We start from the raw sequence: 16,691 nt of genomic DNA on the forward strand, positions 1-16,691 counted from the left end.
CGCAAAAAGTGCCCGATTGGAACTCTCAATCGGGCACTTTTTGCGCTCTCGCGTTCAATGGATGGAAGGGTAGCGCAGCGTCACGAGCTGGAAGGGGCGCAATTCCAGGGTCAGGACGGCGTCATCCGTCGCAATGATGGCGGCCGGTGCGACTGGGCGCTCGAGCAGGTCCGTCTCGTGTGCTTCGGCTGCGGCGAATGAGCGGATGACCCGGGCCCGGGACCGGGTCCCGTGCGCCTCGTAGATCCGCACGATCACGTCGCCACTGCCGTCTTCGGCGAGCTTGACCGCCTCGATGACCACGGCAGGGTTGTCGACCGTGAAGAGCGGCTCGATCGGCGTAGAGCCGATGCCCGCGACGGTGCGCAGCGGTAGGTTCAGCCGGTAGCCCTCATATACCGCGTCGGGAATACTCGCGCCGACGCGGAGGGCGACGCGGAATTCGTGCTCGCCCTGATCGGCGGTCGGGTCGGGATAGACGGCGGCCCGTAGCAGAGTCAGTGCAACGGTAGTGCCGATGCGGGCCGCCGCTGCGGGCGGGGCCGTATCCGTCACCCGGTCGGGGCTGGCGGTGCTGCCGACGCGGACTTCTCCGTCACGGCTGGAACCCTGGCTGACGCTGGCATCCTCGCCGGGGCTGGAATACCCAGCTGCGTTCGCGTCCTGCCCGGTGCCGGGGTCACGCCGTGGAGCATCCGTTTCGCCTGGAGCAAACGCGGTGCGGATGATCGCGTGGCCATAGGTGGAGTCGTTGGCAACCGCGACGCCGAAACCCGGTTCGCCGACGTGGACCCAGCGGTGGGCGACGGTTTCGAAACGGGCAGCATCCCAGGAGGTGTTCGCATGCGTCGGGCGGAATATGTGCCCGAACTGGATCTCGGAGGAGGCCCGGTCAGCCTTGACGTCGAGCGGAAAGTTCAGTCGCAGCAGCTTCTGCCGCTCATGCCAGTCGATTTTGACGTGCAGGTCGATCGCGCTTGAATCCGACGCGAGAGTCACATCTTCGACGACCGAAGACTCGCCAAATCGTCGTGTGACGCGCACGCCGACCTGGCCGACCGGACGCTGGTCGAACTGCTCAACCGAGTCGGCATCGGTGAGTGCCTCGAACAGGCGCGCGTGCGGGGTGTCGATGTCCCAGGCATCCCACTGAGTGGGGGTGTCCCGGTGCAGGGTGAGCAGGTTGGCTCGCGCTCCGGCCGGCACGACCTGGCGGTCAACGTGCCGATCGTAAACCGAGGTGAACAGTCCGTCGTCGTCGATCGTGACGGAGACGTGCTCGTTCGTCAGGACCCAGCCGGCCGGAGTGCGTGAGATTATGGCCCCGGCGTGCGCGGCGGCAGCGTCCCCCACCGCAGTCGCGGAAGCGCGCACGGGAGCAGTCTCCCCAGCATCCCGGCCCGTACCCTCCGCGCTCGTCGCCTCGTCACCCGCAGCACCGGCGGCGAGAGCATCGACACCCTGAGTATCGGCGCTCGCGCTGCCGCCGAGCGCCGGCACGCCCGCCCGCGCATAGGGCCCCGCATTGAGCACGACCGCGCCATCGCCCGGCCCGACGAGCGCACGAACGGATGCCACAATCACCCCATCGAGCACGCCAGCGACCCGCACATACTCGCGCTCGGCCTGCGCGTGCACCCAAGCGATCGATGACCCCGGAAGGATGTCGTGAAATTGTTGCAGCAACACCGTCTGCCACGCGTTCTCGAGTGCCGCCCGCGGATACTGCGCCCCCACGCGCACGGCGGCCGTCGTCGCCCACAGTTCCGCCTCCCGCAGCAGGTGCTCGCAGCGCCGATTCCCCTGCTTGGTGCGAGCCTGGGAGGTGAGCGTGCCGCGGTGAAACTCCAGATACAACTCGCCCGACCACACCGGCGGCGCCGCATACTCGGCCTCCGCCGCTTCAAAGAACCGCCGCGGGCTGGACAGTTCGACCGTCGGCGATCCCTCAAGCGACGCGGTACGGTGGGCAGCGGCGATCATCTCCTCGGTCGGACCGCCGCCACCGTCGCCCCAACCGAACGGCACGAGCGAGGTATTGGCCACGCCCTTCTCCGCGAACAACCGCTCGGCCCTGGCCAGTTCCAGACCGGAGAGCTGCGCGTTGTAGTCGGCAACCGGTGGAAAGTGCGTGAAGACGCGGCTGCCGTCGAGCCCCTCCCAGAGAAAGCTGTGGTGCGGAAACAGATTCGTGTCGTTCCAGGACAGCTTCTGGGTGAGAAACCAGCGACTGCCGGCGGCACACACGATTTGAGGAAGTGCCGCGGAGTAGCCGAACGAGTCGGGCAGCCAGACTTCGAGCGGTTCCACCCCGAACTCGCGCAGAAAGAACCCCTTGCCGGCCACGAATTGCCGGGCCAGGGCCTCGCCGCCGGGCATATTCGTGTCGGATTCAACCCACATCCCTCCGACCGGAACGAAGTTGCCGGCCGCGACGGCTTTACGCACGCGTTCGAACAGCTCCGGGTAGAACTGCTGGAGCCAGGCATACTGCTGCGCCGACGAGGCCGCGAACACAAAGTCGGGGTGCCGGTCGATCAGGTCGAGCACGTTGGACCAGGTGCGTGCGACCTTGCGCACGGTCTCACGTACCGGCCAGAGCCACGCGCTGTCGATGTGCGCGTGGCCAACCGCGTGCACCCGGTGCGCGCTGGCGTTGGCTGGGCTGGCGAGCACCGGAGCCAGGGCGGCGCGTCCGGCTTCCGCGGTGCCGCCCACATCGTTGGGGTCGAGCAGATCGAGGCAGCGTTCCAGGGCGCGTAGAATGTTCGCCCGCCGCGGCGATGCGGCCGAAAGCTCGCGGCGCAGTCCGTCGAGTGTGAACACGTCCTGGGCGAGCTGCCAGACCTGCGTGTCGCGCTGGGCGACATCCGCTTGGCGAAGCAGGTAGAGCGGTGTGCTGCCGGCGGTGCCAAGATCGCCGAGCAGGGTGGGAGTGAAGCTGAAGTCGGCGGCGATATTAGGGTTGGCGGCGGCCTCGATATAGAGGTCAATGGTGTCGCCGACCACCGTCACGGTGCGATTTAACGATTCCACGCCCTTGAGGACCCGGCCATTCGAGCTATAGGCGGTGCCCTCGGCCTGGAAGCCCGGCACAGCGACGGTGAACCCGAGGTCGACGACGACCTCGATGCGGGTATCGGCCAGGCCGGCCCATTTGGACGGTACCACTCCGGTGAGATGAAACCAGACAGTGCCCCACGGCCTTCCCCACGACTCGCCGACGACGAATGGTTCAAACGGATGCGAGACCGCCTCGGCAAACGAGACCGGCTCCCCCGGCGCGACCCAGGCGGTGACCGTGAGCGGCGCGGTGGCCCGGTAGATCGCTGGCTGCAACCGTTCGCGAACAAAACGGTTCAGCCGGGCCTCGACCAGTGCGCTGTCGTCATGCATGCTGGCATCCTACGACCGCCGCGCGCGGGCCGTTCGGCCGGTTCCCGGCGGGTTCCTGCGCGATGCCGGTCTATGAGGCCCTGGGCCCACCTTGTGACACCCGGCCCACGATAGATCATGGGCCCGCTTTCCGGGCCCGGAAAGTAATGCACGCACGGGAGGAACACGAACGGCCCCGCCACCTGCGTGACGGGGTCGTTCGCACTGCAGGAACTAGTCCTTGAGGTGGTAGCGCACGCTTGCGAGTTCGGCGCGCAGTGCCGGCGGAACCTTGTCGCCGAACTTGTCGAAGTATTCCTCGGTCAGGTCGCACTCGGCGAGCCAGCTGGTCTGGTCGATCGCAAACAGCTGGTCAACGGATTCCTTGGACAGGTCGAGACCGTCCAGGTTCAGCGCACCTTCGGCCGGCAGCAGTCCGATCGGGGTGTCGACGGCGTCGGCGCTGCCCTCGATGCGACGAATCATCCATTCGAGAACCCGCGAGTTCTCGCCGAATCCGGGCCAGATGAAGTCGCCGTCCGGGCCCTTGCGGAACCAGTTCACCTGGAAGATCGCCGGGGCGTTGGTGCCGAGTTCCTTGCCGACCTTGAGCCAGTGGCCCCAGTAGTCGGCCATGTTGTAGCCGCAGAACGGCAGCATCGCGAACGGGTCCCGACGCAGCTCGCCGACGATGCCGTCAGCGGCCGCGGTCTTCTCGGAGGAGATCGTCGCTCCCATGAAGACGCCGTGCTTCCAACTGCGGGCCTGGGCGACCAGCGGAACGTTGGTCGCCCGACGGCCGCCGAAGACGATGGCGTCGATCGGCACGCCGCCGGCCGCTTCCCAGTCGTCGGCGATCGACGGGCACTGGGCGGCCGCAACGGTGAAGCGCGAGTTCGGGTGGGCGGCGGTTCGACCGGAGTCGGGCGTCCAGTCCTTACCCTGCCAGTCGATCAGGTGATCGGGAGCCTTGTCGGTGAGCCCTTCCCACCAGACATCTCCGTCGTCACGCAGGGCGACGTTGGTGAAGATCGTGTTGCCCCACATGGTGGAGACGGCGGTCGGGTTGGTGGTTTCACCGGTTCCGGGGGCGACTCCGAAGAAGCCGGCTTCCGGATTGATCGCCCAGAGGCGTCCGTCTTCGCCCTGGCGCAGCCACGCGATGTCGTCGCCGATGGTCTCGACCTTCCATCCGGGAATGGTCGGGCGCAGCATCGACAGGTTCGTCTTGCCACAGGCGGAGGGGAAGGCAGCGGCCACGTGGAACACGCCACCCTCGGGTGAGATCAGCTTGATGATCAGCATGTGCTCGGCCAGCCAGCCCTGATCGCGGCCCATCACCGACGCGATGCGCAGCGCAAAGGACTTCTTGGAGAGCAGGGCGTTTCCGCCGTAGCCGGAGCCGTAGGACCAGACCTCGCGGGTATCGGGGAACTGCACGATGTACTTGTCATCGTTGCAGGGCCATTCCACATCGGGACGGGTGATTCCCGATGCGTCGACGAGCGGGTACCCGACGCTGTGCACGGTGTGCACCCACGGGTCGCCGGCTTCGATCATAGTCAGCACGGTCTCGCCCATCCGCGTCATAATGCCCATGTTGAGCACGACATAGGGGGAATCGGTGATCTCAACGCCCAGCTGCGAGATGGGTCCGCCGAGCGGGCCCATCGAGAACGGCACGATGTACATTGTCCGACCGCGCATGCTGCCGGCGAAGACACCACGCAGTTCGGCGCGCATCTTGACCGGTGCGGCCCAGTTATTGGTGGGGCCGGCATCCGCTTCATCGTTGGAGCAGATGAAGGTGCGGTTTTCGACGCGGGCAACGTCTTTCGGGTTGGTGCGGGCGAGAAAGCTGTTGGGGCGCCATTCCGGGTTTAGGCGGATGAGCTGGCCGGAGGCGACGAGCAGTTTGGAGAGCTCGTTGGCCTCGCGCTTGGAGCCGTCGCACCAGACGATCGCGTCGGGCTCGGTCAGGCGGGCAATCTCATCAACCCAGGCCTGCAGGTTGGGGTCGGTGCTGCCCGTGCGCGTCGGGTACGAATCCCCGTTGGTCTGGAGGGAAGATTTGGTGAGAGTCATATGCTGGCCTTTCCGGTCGCCGGGTATCGAGAAAAAGTTGCGAAGTGGTCAAAAACGTCGGGCCCCGTTGCTGTCAGACGCTCTGCAAAACCATAATTTCGTCTTACACACCAACAATGGCCCTGCTTTGAGCCCCAAACCTGCAATATTGCTACTTAAGAAATGCAGTTCTTTAGATATCGTTAAGGAATGTCGCCTCAAGCCTCCGATCTGATCCTGCTCGGCCATCGCATCCGTCACTTTCGGGGGGAGCGCGGTCTCACCCTCGACCAACTGGGTGCGCTCGTTCACCTCGCCGGCAGTCAGCTGTCGCTGATCGAGAACGGCCGCCGCGAGCCGAAGCTGTCGACCCTGCAGGATCTCGCGACGGCCCTCGCTGTAGACCTGGCCGAGCTGCTGCGCCGCGAAGCTCCAAACAATCGGGCGGCGCTCGAGATCGAACTGGACCGTGCCCAGAAAAATCCGCTCTACGGGGCGCTCGGCCTGCCCGTCGTAAAAGTCACTAAGGGGATGCCGCTGCCCGCCATCGAATCGCTGCTCGGCCTGCACCGGGAGCTGTCCCGCCGGGCCAGCGAAGCCATCGCGACGCCGGAAGAGGCGCGGCGAGCCAACACCGAACTGCGCGAGCGGATGCGGGAACAGGGCAACTATTTGCCGGCCATCGAGGAACTGGTCGAGGAACGGGTGCGCGCGAGCGGCCACGTCTCAGGCGCACTCACCCACCGCGAGGTCAGCGTCATGGCCGATCAGCTCGGATTCAGCCTGATCTACGTGAACGATCTGCCCAACTCCACCCGCTCGGTGACAGACCTGGCCAATGGGCGCATCTACCTGCCGCCCGCGTCGATTCCCGGCGGGCACGGCCTGCGGTCGATGGCCCTGCAGGCGATGGGGCACCGGCTGCTCGGGCACGAACGGCCCGGCAGCTACGCGGAGTTCCTCTGGCAGCGGCTCGAGATCAACTACTTCGCGGCGGCCTGTTTGATGCCGCGCGAGGCATCCGTCGCCTTTCTGTCGAATGCCAAGCAGGAGCGCGAGCTGTCGGTGGAGGACTTTCGCGACACCTTCGGCGTGACCCATGAGGCTGCAGCGTTGCGACTGACCAACCTCGCCACCTCGCACCTCGATATGACCCTGCACTTTCTGCGCGTCAACGGCGACGGCGCTCTGCAGAAGGGGTACGAGAACGACGATCTGCCGTTTCCGGTGGACGTGACCGGGTCGATCGAGGGCCAGTACGTCTGCAAGCAGTGGAGCGCCCGCAGCGCCTTCACCCACACCAACCGCACCACCGAGTACTACCAGTACACCGACACCCCGGCCGGTACGTTTTGGTCGGCGACGCAGACCGGGTCAACGGATGCCGGTGAGTTTTCGATCAGCGTCGGCGTGCCGTTTGCGCAGGCGAAGTGGTTTCGCGGGCGGGAGACCACGCAGCGTACGGTGTCGCGCTGTCCCGATGAGTCGTGCTGTCGTCGGCCGAACTCGGATGCGGCCGCGCGCTGGGCCGGCCGGGCCTGGCCGAGCGCCCGGCTGCACGCACACGTGCTGTCGCCGCTGCCGTCCGGCACGTTTCCCGGGGTCGACGACTCCGAGGTCTATGCGTTTTTGGAGGCGCACGCGGCAAAGTAGCCGGGTTATATAGATTGGGATCAGGTTTGATCGCCAATAATACCCAGGAGACCGCATGAGACTGATCGAGGCCCCGATTAGCCCCGCCTCGCCCACCCGGGTGCGCGAGCCCGACCGGACTCCCCTGCGCGTCGGTCTCGTGCAGCATCGCTGGCACGCGGACGACGCGACGCTCGAGGCGGAGCTGGCCGAGGGCATCCGTTTGGCGGCTGAGGCTGGCGCCCGCATCGTGTTTCTGCCGGAACTGACCCTTAGCAAATACCCCGGCAATGTACGAGCCACCGGCATTCCCAAAGCGGATGCCGAGCAGCTCCTGGGCGGCCCCACCTTCGCTTTCGCGGCCGAACAGGCACGGCTGCACAGCGTCATCCTGCACGCCTCGCTGTTCGAGCAGCCGGCTGAAGCCGACGAACCGAACGACCCACGCGGTTACAACACGGCCATTCTGGTGTCGCCGGCCGGCGAACTCCTCGGTCGCACGCGCAAAATGCACATCCCGGTCACGGCCGGGTATTACGAGGACACCTACTTTCGGCCGGGGAGGGCCGAGGACGCGTACCCGGTCTACCACGTGGCCGGTGCGCGCCTGGGGCTACCCACCTGCTGGGACGAGTGGTTTCCCGAGGTCTCCCGGCTGTACGGGCTCGGCGGCGCCGAAATTCTCGCCTACCCGACCGCGATCGGATCTGAACCGCTGTTTCCGAACTTCGACACCCAGCCGATCTGGCAGCAGGTCATCGTGGCCAACGGCATCACGAGCGGACTGTTCGTGGTCGTGCCGAACCGGCACGGCGACGAGGGCGACCTCACCTTTTACGGCTCGTCGTTCATCTCCGACCCGTTCGGACGGGTGCTCGTGCAGGCGCCTCGCGGCGAGTCGGTGGCGCTCGTGGCCGACCTGGACCTGACCCAGCGCGAGGAGTGGCTCGCCCTGTTTCCCTTCCTGATGACTCGACGCCCGGACAGTTATGCCGGGCTGGTCGCGCCGGTCGACCCGGCGCATCCGTTTGGATCGGCGATCGCATGACCTGGTGCATGCCGGCCGAAACCGCGCCGCAGGACCGTGTGTGGATGGCGTTTCCGGTGGGCGGCTACACCCTCGGCTACACTGCGACTGAAGCCCACGAAGCCCACCGCACCTGGGCCGCCGTCGCCCACGCCGTGGCCGAATTCGAACCCGTGCGCATGGTCGTCGACCCCGCCGAGCGCGCCGTAGCCCGGCGCTATCTGTCGGCCGAGATCGAGGTGCTCGAGGCTCCGCTGAACGACAGCTGGATGCGCGACATCGGCCCGAGTTTCGTGCACGACGACACCGGCCGGCTCGGCGCCGTCGACTGGACCTTCAACGGCTGGGGCGGCCAGGACTGGGCCACCTGGGACCACGATTCGAAGATCAGCCGATTCGTAGCAAATGCCGCCGGTGCGGCAGTCGTGTCGTCCGCGCTCGTGAACGAGGGCGGCGGAATCCACGTCGACGGCGCAGGAACCGTGCTGGCGACGGAGAGCGTGCAACTCGATTCGGGTCGCAACCCCGGCGCCACGCGCGCCTCGGTCGAGGAGGAGCTTCGCCGCACGATCGGCGCGGAGCACGTCGTCTGGCTGCCACGCGGCCTCACCCGCGACCACGAGCGATTCGGCACCCGTGGGCACATCGATATGGTCGCCGCGCTGCCATCGCCGGGCACGATTTTGCTGCACGCCCAGAACGATCCGGGTCACCCCGACTACCCGCTCACCCGCGAATTTCGCGGTCTGCTGGCCGGCGCGCACGACGCGGCCGGGCGATCGTTCACAATCATCGACCTGCCGGCGCCCGCTGTGCTGCGCGACGACGAGGGGTTCGTGGACTACAACTACGTCAATCATCTCGTCGTCAACGGCGGCGTCATCGCCTGCAGCTTCGGCGAGGAGCGGTCCGATTCCCTGGCCCGCGACGTGCTCGCGGCCGCCTATCCCGGGCGCCGCTTGATGTCGGTCGACGCGCGGCCGCTGTTTGCGCGGGGCGGCGGCATCCACTGCATTACGCAGCAGCAGCCGTCTACGCCGCTGCCAGCCTGATCAGGCTTCGACCGGTCGGCGCCTGTTGCGCCACAGGGCGAAGATCAACGGCAGAACGACGACGATTCCGAACATGAGATAGGCCACAGTGCCCAGCTCGTTGTGCAGTAGCTGGACGCCGAAAACCAGTAGGCCGACGTGGAGAATTCTCCAGCCCAGCATGGGCAGCTTCTGGCGAACCGTGGGATTCACATAGTTTCCCGAGCCTCGATTCTGCCCCGATATTCTCGCAGCTCCTGCCAGACCGAGGGCGGTCGAGATGGCGACGAGAACGGTGCCCAGCAGAAGCTCCATCAGCGCTGTGACCCTCGGGCGACCCGCCCATTGTGCCAGGCGCGAATCACGATGAACGGTCCCAGCACGGCAATGGTGAGCAGCACGAAAGCCCAGGCACCGATCTCCGGCGTCATGAGGTTCGCGCCCCAGATCACCAGCGCGACGGCTCCGACATTCAACAAAACGGATGCCCGTGGCCGGCTCGGTGCGCTGGTGAACATGGGCAGCGGCGTCGTTGGGTTCGCCCAGGCCACGAGCAGTACTCCGTAGACGGCACAGGCGAACCCGGCCAGAACGAGGATCGTGCCGAATATCACTGCCATACGAGGGTTCCCCTAAAGAGTCGTTCCTTCGAACCTACAGCTCTACTTCGGCTGCATCCGAATCGCCCCGTCAAGTCGGATAGTTTCTCCGTTGAGCATGGGATTTTCGATGATATGCCGAACCAGGAATGCGAACTCCTGAGGGTCACCGAGCCGGGACGGATGCGGCACCTGGGCTCCGAGAGAATCCCGCACCGGCTGCGGCAGCCCCTGCAGCATGGGCGTGTCGAAGATGCCGGGCGCAATCGACATCACTCGAATCAGGCTCTGCGCGAATTCGCGGGCGAGCGGAAGCGTCATCGCGGCGACGCCGCCCTTGGACGCGGCATAGGCGGCCTGCCCGATTTGCCCGTCGAAAGCAGCGACCGAGGCGGTGTTGACGATGACGCCGCGTTCGGCGCCGCCCTGGCGGCCCGGGTCTCCGACGGGTTCGGTGAGCTGCATCGCGGCGGCAGCCAGCCGCACGACGTTGAAGGTTCCGATCAGGTTGATGCGAATCGCCCGCTCAAAATCTTCAAGCGGCAGCGGGCCGTCGCGGCCGACCGTGCGGGCGCCGGGCGCGATGCCGGCGCAATTGATCACGATGCGAAGCGGCGCTTGGGCCACCGCCGCGTCGACGGCGGCCTGCACGTCGCCGGCGCTCGTCACGTCGCCCGCCACGAAGCGGGCCCGGTCGCCGAGCTCGGCGGCAATTGCGTCGCCGGGAGCGCCGGGGAGATCCAGCAATACGACGGATGCGCCGGCTTCGTGCAGGGTGCGAACGCAGGCCAGGCCGAGGCCGGAGGCGCCTCCGGTAATGAGGGCGGAGCATCCGTCAATCTGCATCAGAGCCTCTCAATCAAGGTGGCGTTGGCCATGCCGCCGCCCTCGCACATGGCCTGCAGGCCCCAGCGACCGCCGGTCATTTCGAGGTGATTGAGCAGCGTGCCGAGCAGGCGCGTGCCCGAGGAACCGAGCGCGTGGCCGAGGGCGATGGCGCCGCCGCGCGGGTTGAGGCAATCGGGGTCGGCGTGAAGTTCGCGCAGCCAGGCCAGCGGCACGCTCGCGAAGGCCTCGTTGATCTCGTAGGCGTCGATATCGTCGATGCCGAGGCCGGCCCGCCAGAGGATGCGCTGGGTCGCCGGAATCACGCCGGTCAGCATGAGCATAGGGTCGCTTCCCATCACGGTGAAGCTGTGAAACCGGGCGCGGGGGTTCAGACCGAGCTGCGCGGCCCTCTTGGCGCTCATGATCAGGGTCGCCGAGGCGCCATCGGTGAGCGGTGAGGAGTTACCGGCCGTGACGTGCCAGCCGAGCTTCGGAAAGCGTTCCGCGAGCGTGTCGGTACGAAAGGCGGGGCGCAGTCCGGCGAGTGAAGCATGCGAGGTGCCCGGGCGGATGGTCTCGTCCTCGCTGATCACGCTGCCGTCCGGCCGGGTGACGGCCACGATTTCGCCGACGAAATCACCCCGGTCAGCCGCCGCTGCGGCGAGCCGGTGCGAGCGGGCCGCGTAGTTGTCGAGGGCGTCGCGGCCCAGGTTCCACTTCTGATTGATGAGCTCGGCCGACACCCCCTGGTTGACCAGGCCGTCGGGGTAACGCTCGTGCATGAGCGTGCCGAACGGGTCCTGCCCGCCGGCCGTAGACCCGAGGGGTACCCGACTCATCGACTCGACGCCGCAGGCGATGACCACGTCGGCGTTGCCGCTCATCACGGCCTGGGCGGCGAAAGTGGCGGCCTGCTGGCTCGAGCCGCACTGCCGATCGATCGTCGTACCGGGCACGGTGTGCGGAAAGCCGGCACTCAACAGGGCGGTGCGGGTCACGTTATTGCCTTGCTCGCCGGCCTGGCTGACACAGCCGCCGATCACGTCATCGATCAGTGCCGGGTCGAGGTTGTTGCGGCTGACCAACTCACGCAGCACCGTGGCCAGGAGGTCGGCCGGATGGATGCCGTCCAGGGCTCCACCGGGTTTGCCCCGGCCCGACGGGGTGCGCAGAACGTCGATGATGACAGCTTCATTGCTCATGCCCCCAGCCTAGGCCCGACGGGCTCGGGTGGCAGAAGGGGTTACCCGGACAGCGCCCACATCGCGACGGCACTCGCGGCGGCGACGTTGAGGGAGTCGATGCCGTGCTTCATCGGAATCTGCACGACGGTGTCCGATGCGGCGAGCGCCTTGGGGGTGAGTCCCTCGCCCTCGGCGCCGAGCAACAGGGCCAGACGTTCGTGTGCGGTACCGTCAAAATCGCGCAGGCTGACTGCATCCGGCGTCAGCGCGAGGGCCGCCACATGAAAGCCGTGCCGGGTGAGTAGGGCGCGGGTCTCGGTCCAGTCGCCGGCCCGGGTCCACGGCACCTGCAGCACCGTGCCCATCGAGACCCGGATGGCGCGACGGTAGAACGGGTCGGAACAGCGCGGCGTGACCAGAATGGCATCCGCTCCGATGGCGCCGGCCGAGCGAAAGATGGCGCCGACGTTGGTCGGGTCGGCCACGTTTTCGAGGATGACGATGCGACGCGCATCGGCCAGCAGGCTGTCGGCGCTCGGCAGTTCGGGTCGGTGCATCGAGGCGATCAAGCCGCGGTGCAGAATGTAGCCGGTGAGGTCGGCGAGCATTTCGCCGGGGCCGACAAAGACGGGCACCTCGGCCGCGTAATCGCCGAGCACCGCGAGCGCCTCATCGGCTGTGTTGCCGAGCGCGAGCACGGATCGTGGAATGTGCCCGGCGCGCAGGGCCCGCTCCAAAACCAGGGCTGATTCGGCGATGTACAACCCGTGTTTGGTGCCGCGGACCTTCTTGAGGGCCACGTCGGTGAGGTGGGCATAGTCGACCAGTCGCGGGTCGCTCAGGTCGTTGATCGCGATCAGGGGCATCCGCAAAGTCTAGCCAGCGGCGCGGTGCACCCGGCTCGAGCGGCATAACTCCTGCAATTTCACGGACCCGGCCGCGCGGGCCCCGGAAATCCGGGGCCCGCGCCGGGTCGACGCTCAGATTGCAGGAGTTATGCCGGACGAAGCTACTTCGTGGACACCGTCTGCACAGCCAGGGCGAGCGTGCCGTCAGCGAGGCTGCCCCAGGCGTAGACGATGGTGTTGGTGCGCGGGGCGATCGTGACTTCCGCCGGGCCGAGCAGCGGCGCGGTCGTTCCGGCGGCGGCCACGACGGCGCTGATCGTGCCGACCGGCAGATCGAGCACGGCCTGCGACGGATTGGTCAGGCCGGCGACGGCAACGGCGCCGTTGGCGAGAACGTCAACGGCCGGAGCGGCCGCAACGTGGCGCACGGTGAGGCGGCCCTGTCCGGCGGCCAGCGGCTTGGTGTCATCGTTGCACAGGGTGGCGGCGGGAAGGCCGGCATCCGTGAGGTGGGCAACCGCCGTGAAACTGCGATTGGCCGTGACCGTGACTGTCGTCGAGCCGCTCACGGCGATCGACGGAAGTGGCGAGCCGTTGGCGCTGCCGCCGACTTCGAGGGAATCTGCCGCGGAGATTCCGACGGTGTGGGTGCCGGCCGTGAGCTTCAGCGGGCCGAGCAGGGTTCCAGGCATGAAATCGGCGACGACGACGCGACCGTCGACCGAGATGTCGAGGGTCAGTCCGGGAATGGCGTGCAGCACCGACACGGATGCCATACCCGGTGAAGCGGATGCCGCGGTAACGGCCGCCTGCGCCGGCGCGAGCCCGGCGAGTGCGACGAGAAGGCCGGCGGAAATTCCGACGGCGATGGACTTGCGCATTGCTACCTCCAGGTTGGTCGTTACGGAAGGCGGCTGTGCCTCCCTGGTAACAACTTCTCCGGTCGGGCGCGTTTCGGATGCACCACGGCGACTTATTTAGAGAAACGACTCAGAGCGGGTGTAATTCGCCGCGCACGATTGAGTCGCCGGAGTGTGCCGGGTCGCCGTCGGCGGGTTCGGCGGACACGTCCACCAGTGGGTATTGGGCGAGGTCGACGCTCGCGGGGATAGTGAAACGACCGAAGGAACCGTCGAGGAATCCGATGCTGACCAGGCCGGACGCATCCGCTTTGAGCAGCCAGACCTCGCGCAGGCCGGTGCCCGGCGGATTCGGCGCGTCGAGGTCGACGACGACCGCGCGGCGGCCGTCGGCGGCTTGCTCGACCCGGACCGACCCGCTCGCGGTTCATCCCGGCAGGGCGTCGAGGGCGCCTTCGGCCACGACTTGCTCGGGTGGCGGGCCGGCGGTGCTCGCCACGCCGATGGCGATGCCGCCGATCATGCCGGCGGCTGCCGCGAACGGGACCCAGCGGCGGAGGGACAGCAGACGCACGGGTGCTGGTTCGACCGACGACTCGGCCGTCGGTTCGGCCGCCGCCGGGTCGGCGACCGGCGAAGCAGGTGCCTGGGGCGGGGCCGCAGCATCCGTCGCGTCAGAGGTTTTCGTGAAGGGGGGGGTGGTGTGTGCACCGCGTTGCTCAGCCCGAGTTCGGCCTGGATGCCTGCCCAGACGCCCGCAGGCGGGGTGAGCCGCGAATCGAACCCGACGGAACGACCGAGTTGCACGACCTGCCACAGGGCGAGGTATTCCCCAGGGCACTCGGCGCAGGCGGCGAGGTGGGCCCGTTCCGCCGCGCTCGCGTCGACCTCGGCCAGCGCGAGCAGGTGCAGGTCGTCCGCGGCGATGTGGGTGCCATCAAGAGGAGTCATCGGACACCTCCAACCGGGTGCGGAGGCGGGTCAGGCTGCGCCGCATGTGGCTCTTGACCGTGCCGAGCCCCAGCCCCAGGCTATCGGCGATCTGCACCTGGGTGAGATCGTCGAAGAAGGCGAGGCGCATCACCTGTCGGGGCACGGGTTCGAGTCGGTCGATTTCGTCGCCGACCAGCACCCGGTTGACGACACTCAAACTGTCATCGACGCGGTGTGCCGGGATGGTCGCGGCGAGTGAGTCTTCGAGCCGCCGCTGGCGACTGCGTGCCTCGTGGGTGTCGGCAATCACGTGCCTCGTAATGCCGATCAGCCACGCCAGCAGCCGGGAACGGGCCGGGTCGAACCCACCGCGCCCCCGCCAGGCGGCAATGAAAACCTTCTGGGTGACGTCTTCGGCGTCGGACGCATTGGCGAGCGAGCGCACGGCGATCGTAAATACCAACGGTGACCAGCGGTCATACGCCGCGGCCAGGGCGCGCTCATCACCGTCCTGAAAGGCGCGGTCGAGGGACGCGTCATCGTCGGTAGGTGCGCTCACGTGAGGGTGGGTCCTTCGGGCCGAAACACATACCGGGCAGGGGCACGGTGATCGCACTGTGAGAGTGACAACCTCCGCGCGCACCAGCATAGTGAGTTTCCTTCGACTCGGTTGCAGTTCCCCCTGCCAGCAGAAGGGGCCACAGCAGCAAACCCGACGTCGCGTGCTGCGGCCCTCCCCTGGGCGGGAAACCACTTACTTATCTATTTCTCTCCTCGAGGGCGAAACGGATGCGCCCTGCGGCAATTTGCCGCTTTAGGGCGTCGGCGTGAGTGTGTACTTCGTCGACAGATACTCGTGAATGCCCTCGAGCCCGCCCTCGCGACCGAGGCCGGACTGCTTGACGCCGCCGAACGGTGCGGCCGCGTTGGAGACAACGCCGGTATTCAGGCCCATCATGCCGGTCTGCAGCTTGTCGATCATGCGCTGGCCACGGGCCAGATCGGTCGTGAACACGTAGCTGATCAGGCCGAACTCGGTGTCGTTGGCGAGGCGCACGGCATCCGCTTCGTCGGTGAAGGTACTGATCGCGAGCACCGGGCCGAAGATTTCGTCGCGCAGAATGTCGCTGCCGGCCTTGACGTCGGTGAGCACGGTGGGTGCGTAGAAGGTGCCCTCGCGCTCGATTGCGGCGCCGCCGGTGAGCAGGGTCGCGCCGCGGGTGAGCGCATCTTGTACGAGCGAGTCAGCCTTGGCGACGGCTTTGCCGTCGATCAGCGGGCCGATGGTGATGCCAGCCTCTGTGCCGCGGCCGATCTGGAACGCTTCGACCCGCTCGGTGACCCGGCGGGCGAATTCTGCGGCGATGGACTCGTGCACAATGAAGCGGTTGGCGGCGGTGCAGGCCTGCCCGATGTTGCGGAACTTGGCGATGAGCGCGCCGTCGACAGCCTTGTCGAGGTCGGCGTCGGCGAACACGACGAACGGGGCGTTACCACCAAGTTCCATCGAGGTGCGCAGCACGTTCTCGGCGGAGAGCTTGATGAGCGACTTGCCGACCGCGGTCGACCCGGTGAAGCTGAGTTTGCGGAGGCGTCGGTCGGCGATGATCGGCTCGGAGACCGCGCCGGACTGCGACGTCGTGATGACGTTGACGACGCCGGCGGGCAGGCCGGCCTCTTCGAGCAGGGCCACGAAGTGCAGGGTGGTCAGCGGGGTGAGCGCGGCCGGCTTGACGACGACGGTGCAGCCCGCGGCGAGCGCCGGGGCGATCTTGCGGGTCGCCATGGCGAGCGGAAAGTTCCACGGGGTGATCAGAAAGCAGGGTCCGACCGGCTGCTGGGTGACGATCATGCGACCGGTGCCCTCGGGGTTGGCACCGTAGCGGCCGCTGATGCGCACGGCTTCTTCGCTGAACCAACGCAGGAACTCGCCGCCGTAGGCGACTTCGCCGAGCGCCTCGGGCAGCGGCTTGCCCATTTCGATGGTCATCAACAGGGCAAACTCCTGCTTGCGTTCCTGCAGCAGATCGAATGCGCGGCGCAGAATTTCGCCCCGCACGCGAGCCGGGGTCGCCGCCCAGTCGGCCTGGGCAGCGTCGGCCGCATCGAGGGCAGCGGTACCGTCGGCCACGCTCGCATCGGCGATGGTCTTGATGACGCGGCCGGTGGCCGGGTCTGTGACATCGAGGGTGCGGCCGCCGGTGGCGGCAACCCACTTGCCGTTGATGTAGAGCTGGTTCGGCACGCGAGCGAGCAGCTCGGCTTCGTTCGTGTTCGTGTCTGTAACAACCGTCATTGGTTCTCCCCTAC

At 67.1% G+C, this 16,691-nt stretch carries 14 protein-coding genes and 1 pseudogene; 3 read left to right on the top strand and 12 right to left on the bottom strand.

Features of this window, described 5'->3' with window-relative positions; all coding sequences use genetic code 11:
- Positions 1-54: 54 nt before the first annotated feature.
- Together E3O11_RS17405 and E3O11_RS01190 are read right to left on the bottom strand one after the other, a co-directional pair.
- Positions 55-3,396, bottom strand: a complete 3,342-nt coding sequence (locus E3O11_RS17405) for an alpha-mannosidase (RefSeq protein ID WP_166787449.1) — start codon at positions 3,394-3,396, stop codon at positions 55-57.
- A gap of 213 nt (positions 3,397-3,609) precedes the next feature.
- Positions 3,610-5,460 carry a phosphoenolpyruvate carboxykinase (GTP) gene (locus tag E3O11_RS01190; RefSeq protein ID WP_092448937.1) on the bottom strand — a complete coding sequence of 617 codons (1,851 nt, stop codon included), beginning with the start codon at positions 5,458-5,460 and terminating at the stop codon, positions 3,610-3,612.
- Between the two features lie 189 nt (positions 5,461-5,649).
- Here E3O11_RS01190 and E3O11_RS01195 point away from each other — a divergent pair, with 189 nt between their 5' ends.
- The 3 genes from E3O11_RS01195 to E3O11_RS01205 are packed head-to-tail and all read left to right on the top strand — an operon-like array spanning position 5,650 to position 9,150.
- Positions 5,650-7,092 carry a helix-turn-helix domain-containing protein gene (locus tag E3O11_RS01195; RefSeq protein WP_092448938.1) on the top strand — a complete coding sequence of 481 codons (1,443 nt, stop codon included), beginning with the start codon at positions 5,650-5,652 and terminating at the stop codon, positions 7,090-7,092.
- A 55-nt stretch (positions 7,093-7,147) separates the two neighbouring features.
- The gene (locus E3O11_RS01200) at positions 7,148-8,119 is read left to right on the top strand and encodes a nitrilase-related carbon-nitrogen hydrolase (RefSeq protein ID WP_092448939.1); all 972 of its coding nucleotides are present in this window, start codon (positions 7,148-7,150) and stop codon (positions 8,117-8,119) included.
- On the top strand, positions 8,116-9,150 hold the full coding sequence (locus E3O11_RS01205; protein WP_092448940.1) for an agmatine deiminase family protein: 1,035 nt from the start codon (positions 8,116-8,118) through the stop codon (positions 9,148-9,150). The genes E3O11_RS01200 and E3O11_RS01205 overlap by 4 nt, the downstream gene beginning before the upstream one ends.
- Here the strand turns inward: E3O11_RS01205 and E3O11_RS01210 are convergent, their stop codons facing one another.
- The 10 genes and pseudogenes from E3O11_RS01210 to E3O11_RS01255 form a co-directional block, all read right to left on the bottom strand.
- The gene (locus E3O11_RS01210) at positions 9,151-9,444 is read right to left on the bottom strand and encodes a hypothetical protein (RefSeq protein WP_092448941.1); all 294 of its coding nucleotides are present in this window, start codon (positions 9,442-9,444) and stop codon (positions 9,151-9,153) included. It abuts the gene before it with no gap.
- Positions 9,444-9,749: a hypothetical protein gene (locus E3O11_RS01215; RefSeq protein WP_092448942.1), complete on the bottom strand. Its 306-nt coding sequence runs from the start codon at positions 9,747-9,749 to the stop codon at positions 9,444-9,446. The genes E3O11_RS01210 and E3O11_RS01215 overlap by 1 nt, the downstream gene beginning before the upstream one ends.
- 42 nt (positions 9,750-9,791) lie before the next feature.
- Positions 9,792-10,574: an SDR family NAD(P)-dependent oxidoreductase gene (locus tag E3O11_RS01220; protein WP_092448943.1), complete on the bottom strand. Its 783-nt coding sequence runs from the start codon at positions 10,572-10,574 to the stop codon at positions 9,792-9,794.
- A complete protein-coding gene (locus tag E3O11_RS01225) occupies positions 10,574-11,758 on the bottom strand; it encodes a thiolase family protein (RefSeq protein WP_092448944.1) in 1,185 nt (394 codons plus the stop codon). The genes E3O11_RS01220 and E3O11_RS01225 overlap by 1 nt, the downstream gene beginning before the upstream one ends.
- A gap of 41 nt (positions 11,759-11,799) precedes the next feature.
- Positions 11,800-12,606 (bottom strand): TrmH family RNA methyltransferase, encoded by an 807-nt coding sequence (locus E3O11_RS01230; RefSeq protein WP_092448945.1) that lies wholly within the window; start codon positions 12,604-12,606, stop codon positions 11,800-11,802.
- Between the two features lie 143 nt (positions 12,607-12,749).
- Positions 12,750-13,469, bottom strand: a complete 720-nt coding sequence (locus E3O11_RS01235) for a DUF4397 domain-containing protein (RefSeq protein ID WP_092448946.1) — start codon at positions 13,467-13,469, stop codon at positions 12,750-12,752.
- Between the two features lie 109 nt (positions 13,470-13,578).
- A pseudogene (locus E3O11_RS18630) lies at positions 13,579-13,857 on the bottom strand (anti-sigma factor domain-containing protein); the annotation flags it as partial.
- An 18-nt stretch (positions 13,858-13,875) separates the two neighbouring features.
- Positions 13,876-14,022 (bottom strand): hypothetical protein, encoded by a 147-nt coding sequence (locus tag E3O11_RS17410; protein WP_166787450.1) that lies wholly within the window; start codon positions 14,020-14,022, stop codon positions 13,876-13,878.
- A gap of 363 nt (positions 14,023-14,385) precedes the next feature.
- A complete protein-coding gene (locus tag E3O11_RS01250) occupies positions 14,386-14,940 on the bottom strand; it encodes an RNA polymerase sigma factor (RefSeq protein ID WP_241994606.1) in 555 nt (184 codons plus the stop codon).
- A 255-nt stretch (positions 14,941-15,195) separates the two neighbouring features.
- Complete coding sequence (locus tag E3O11_RS01255) at positions 15,196-16,677, bottom strand: NAD-dependent succinate-semialdehyde dehydrogenase (RefSeq protein WP_092448949.1); 1,482 nt, start codon at positions 16,675-16,677, stop codon at positions 15,196-15,198.
- Positions 16,678-16,691 lie beyond the last annotated feature (14 nt).

The organism is Cryobacterium levicorallinum (assembly GCF_004402405.1).
Lineage (GTDB): Bacteria > Actinomycetota > Actinomycetes > Actinomycetales > Microbacteriaceae > Cryobacterium > Cryobacterium levicorallinum.

Excerpts from the sequence above, each read along its gene's own strand:
- E3O11_RS01200 (WP_092448939.1), top strand. The coding sequence starts at position 7,148 with ATGAGACTGATCGAGGCCCCGATTAGCCCCGCCTCGCCCACCCGGGTG.
- E3O11_RS01210 (WP_092448941.1), bottom strand. The coding sequence starts at position 9,444 with ATGGAGCTTCTGCTGGGCACCGTTCTCGTCGCCATCTCGACCGCCCTC.
- E3O11_RS01220 (WP_092448943.1), bottom strand. The coding sequence starts at position 10,574 with ATGCAGATTGACGGATGCTCCGCCCTCATTACCGGAGGCGCCTCCGGC.
- E3O11_RS01255 (WP_092448949.1), bottom strand. The coding sequence starts at position 16,677 with ATGACGGTTGTTACAGACACGAACACGAACGAAGCCGAGCTGCTCGCT.
- E3O11_RS17405 (WP_166787449.1), bottom strand. The coding sequence starts at position 3,396 with ATGCATGACGACAGCGCACTGGTCGAGGCCCGGCTGAACCGTTTTGTT.
- E3O11_RS01235 (WP_092448946.1), bottom strand. The coding sequence starts at position 13,469 with ATGCGCAAGTCCATCGCCGTCGGAATTTCCGCCGGCCTTCTCGTCGCA.
- E3O11_RS01190 (WP_092448937.1), bottom strand. The coding sequence starts at position 5,460 with ATGACTCTCACCAAATCTTCCCTCCAGACCAACGGGGATTCGTACCCG.
- E3O11_RS01195 (WP_092448938.1), top strand. The coding sequence starts at position 5,650 with ATGTCGCCTCAAGCCTCCGATCTGATCCTGCTCGGCCATCGCATCCGT.
- E3O11_RS01215 (WP_092448942.1), bottom strand. The coding sequence starts at position 9,749 with ATGGCAGTGATATTCGGCACGATCCTCGTTCTGGCCGGGTTCGCCTGT.
- E3O11_RS01230 (WP_092448945.1), bottom strand. The coding sequence starts at position 12,606 with ATGCCCCTGATCGCGATCAACGACCTGAGCGACCCGCGACTGGTCGAC.
- E3O11_RS01225 (WP_092448944.1), bottom strand. The coding sequence starts at position 11,758 with ATGAGCAATGAAGCTGTCATCATCGACGTTCTGCGCACCCCGTCGGGC.
- E3O11_RS01205 (WP_092448940.1), top strand. The coding sequence starts at position 8,116 with ATGACCTGGTGCATGCCGGCCGAAACCGCGCCGCAGGACCGTGTGTGG.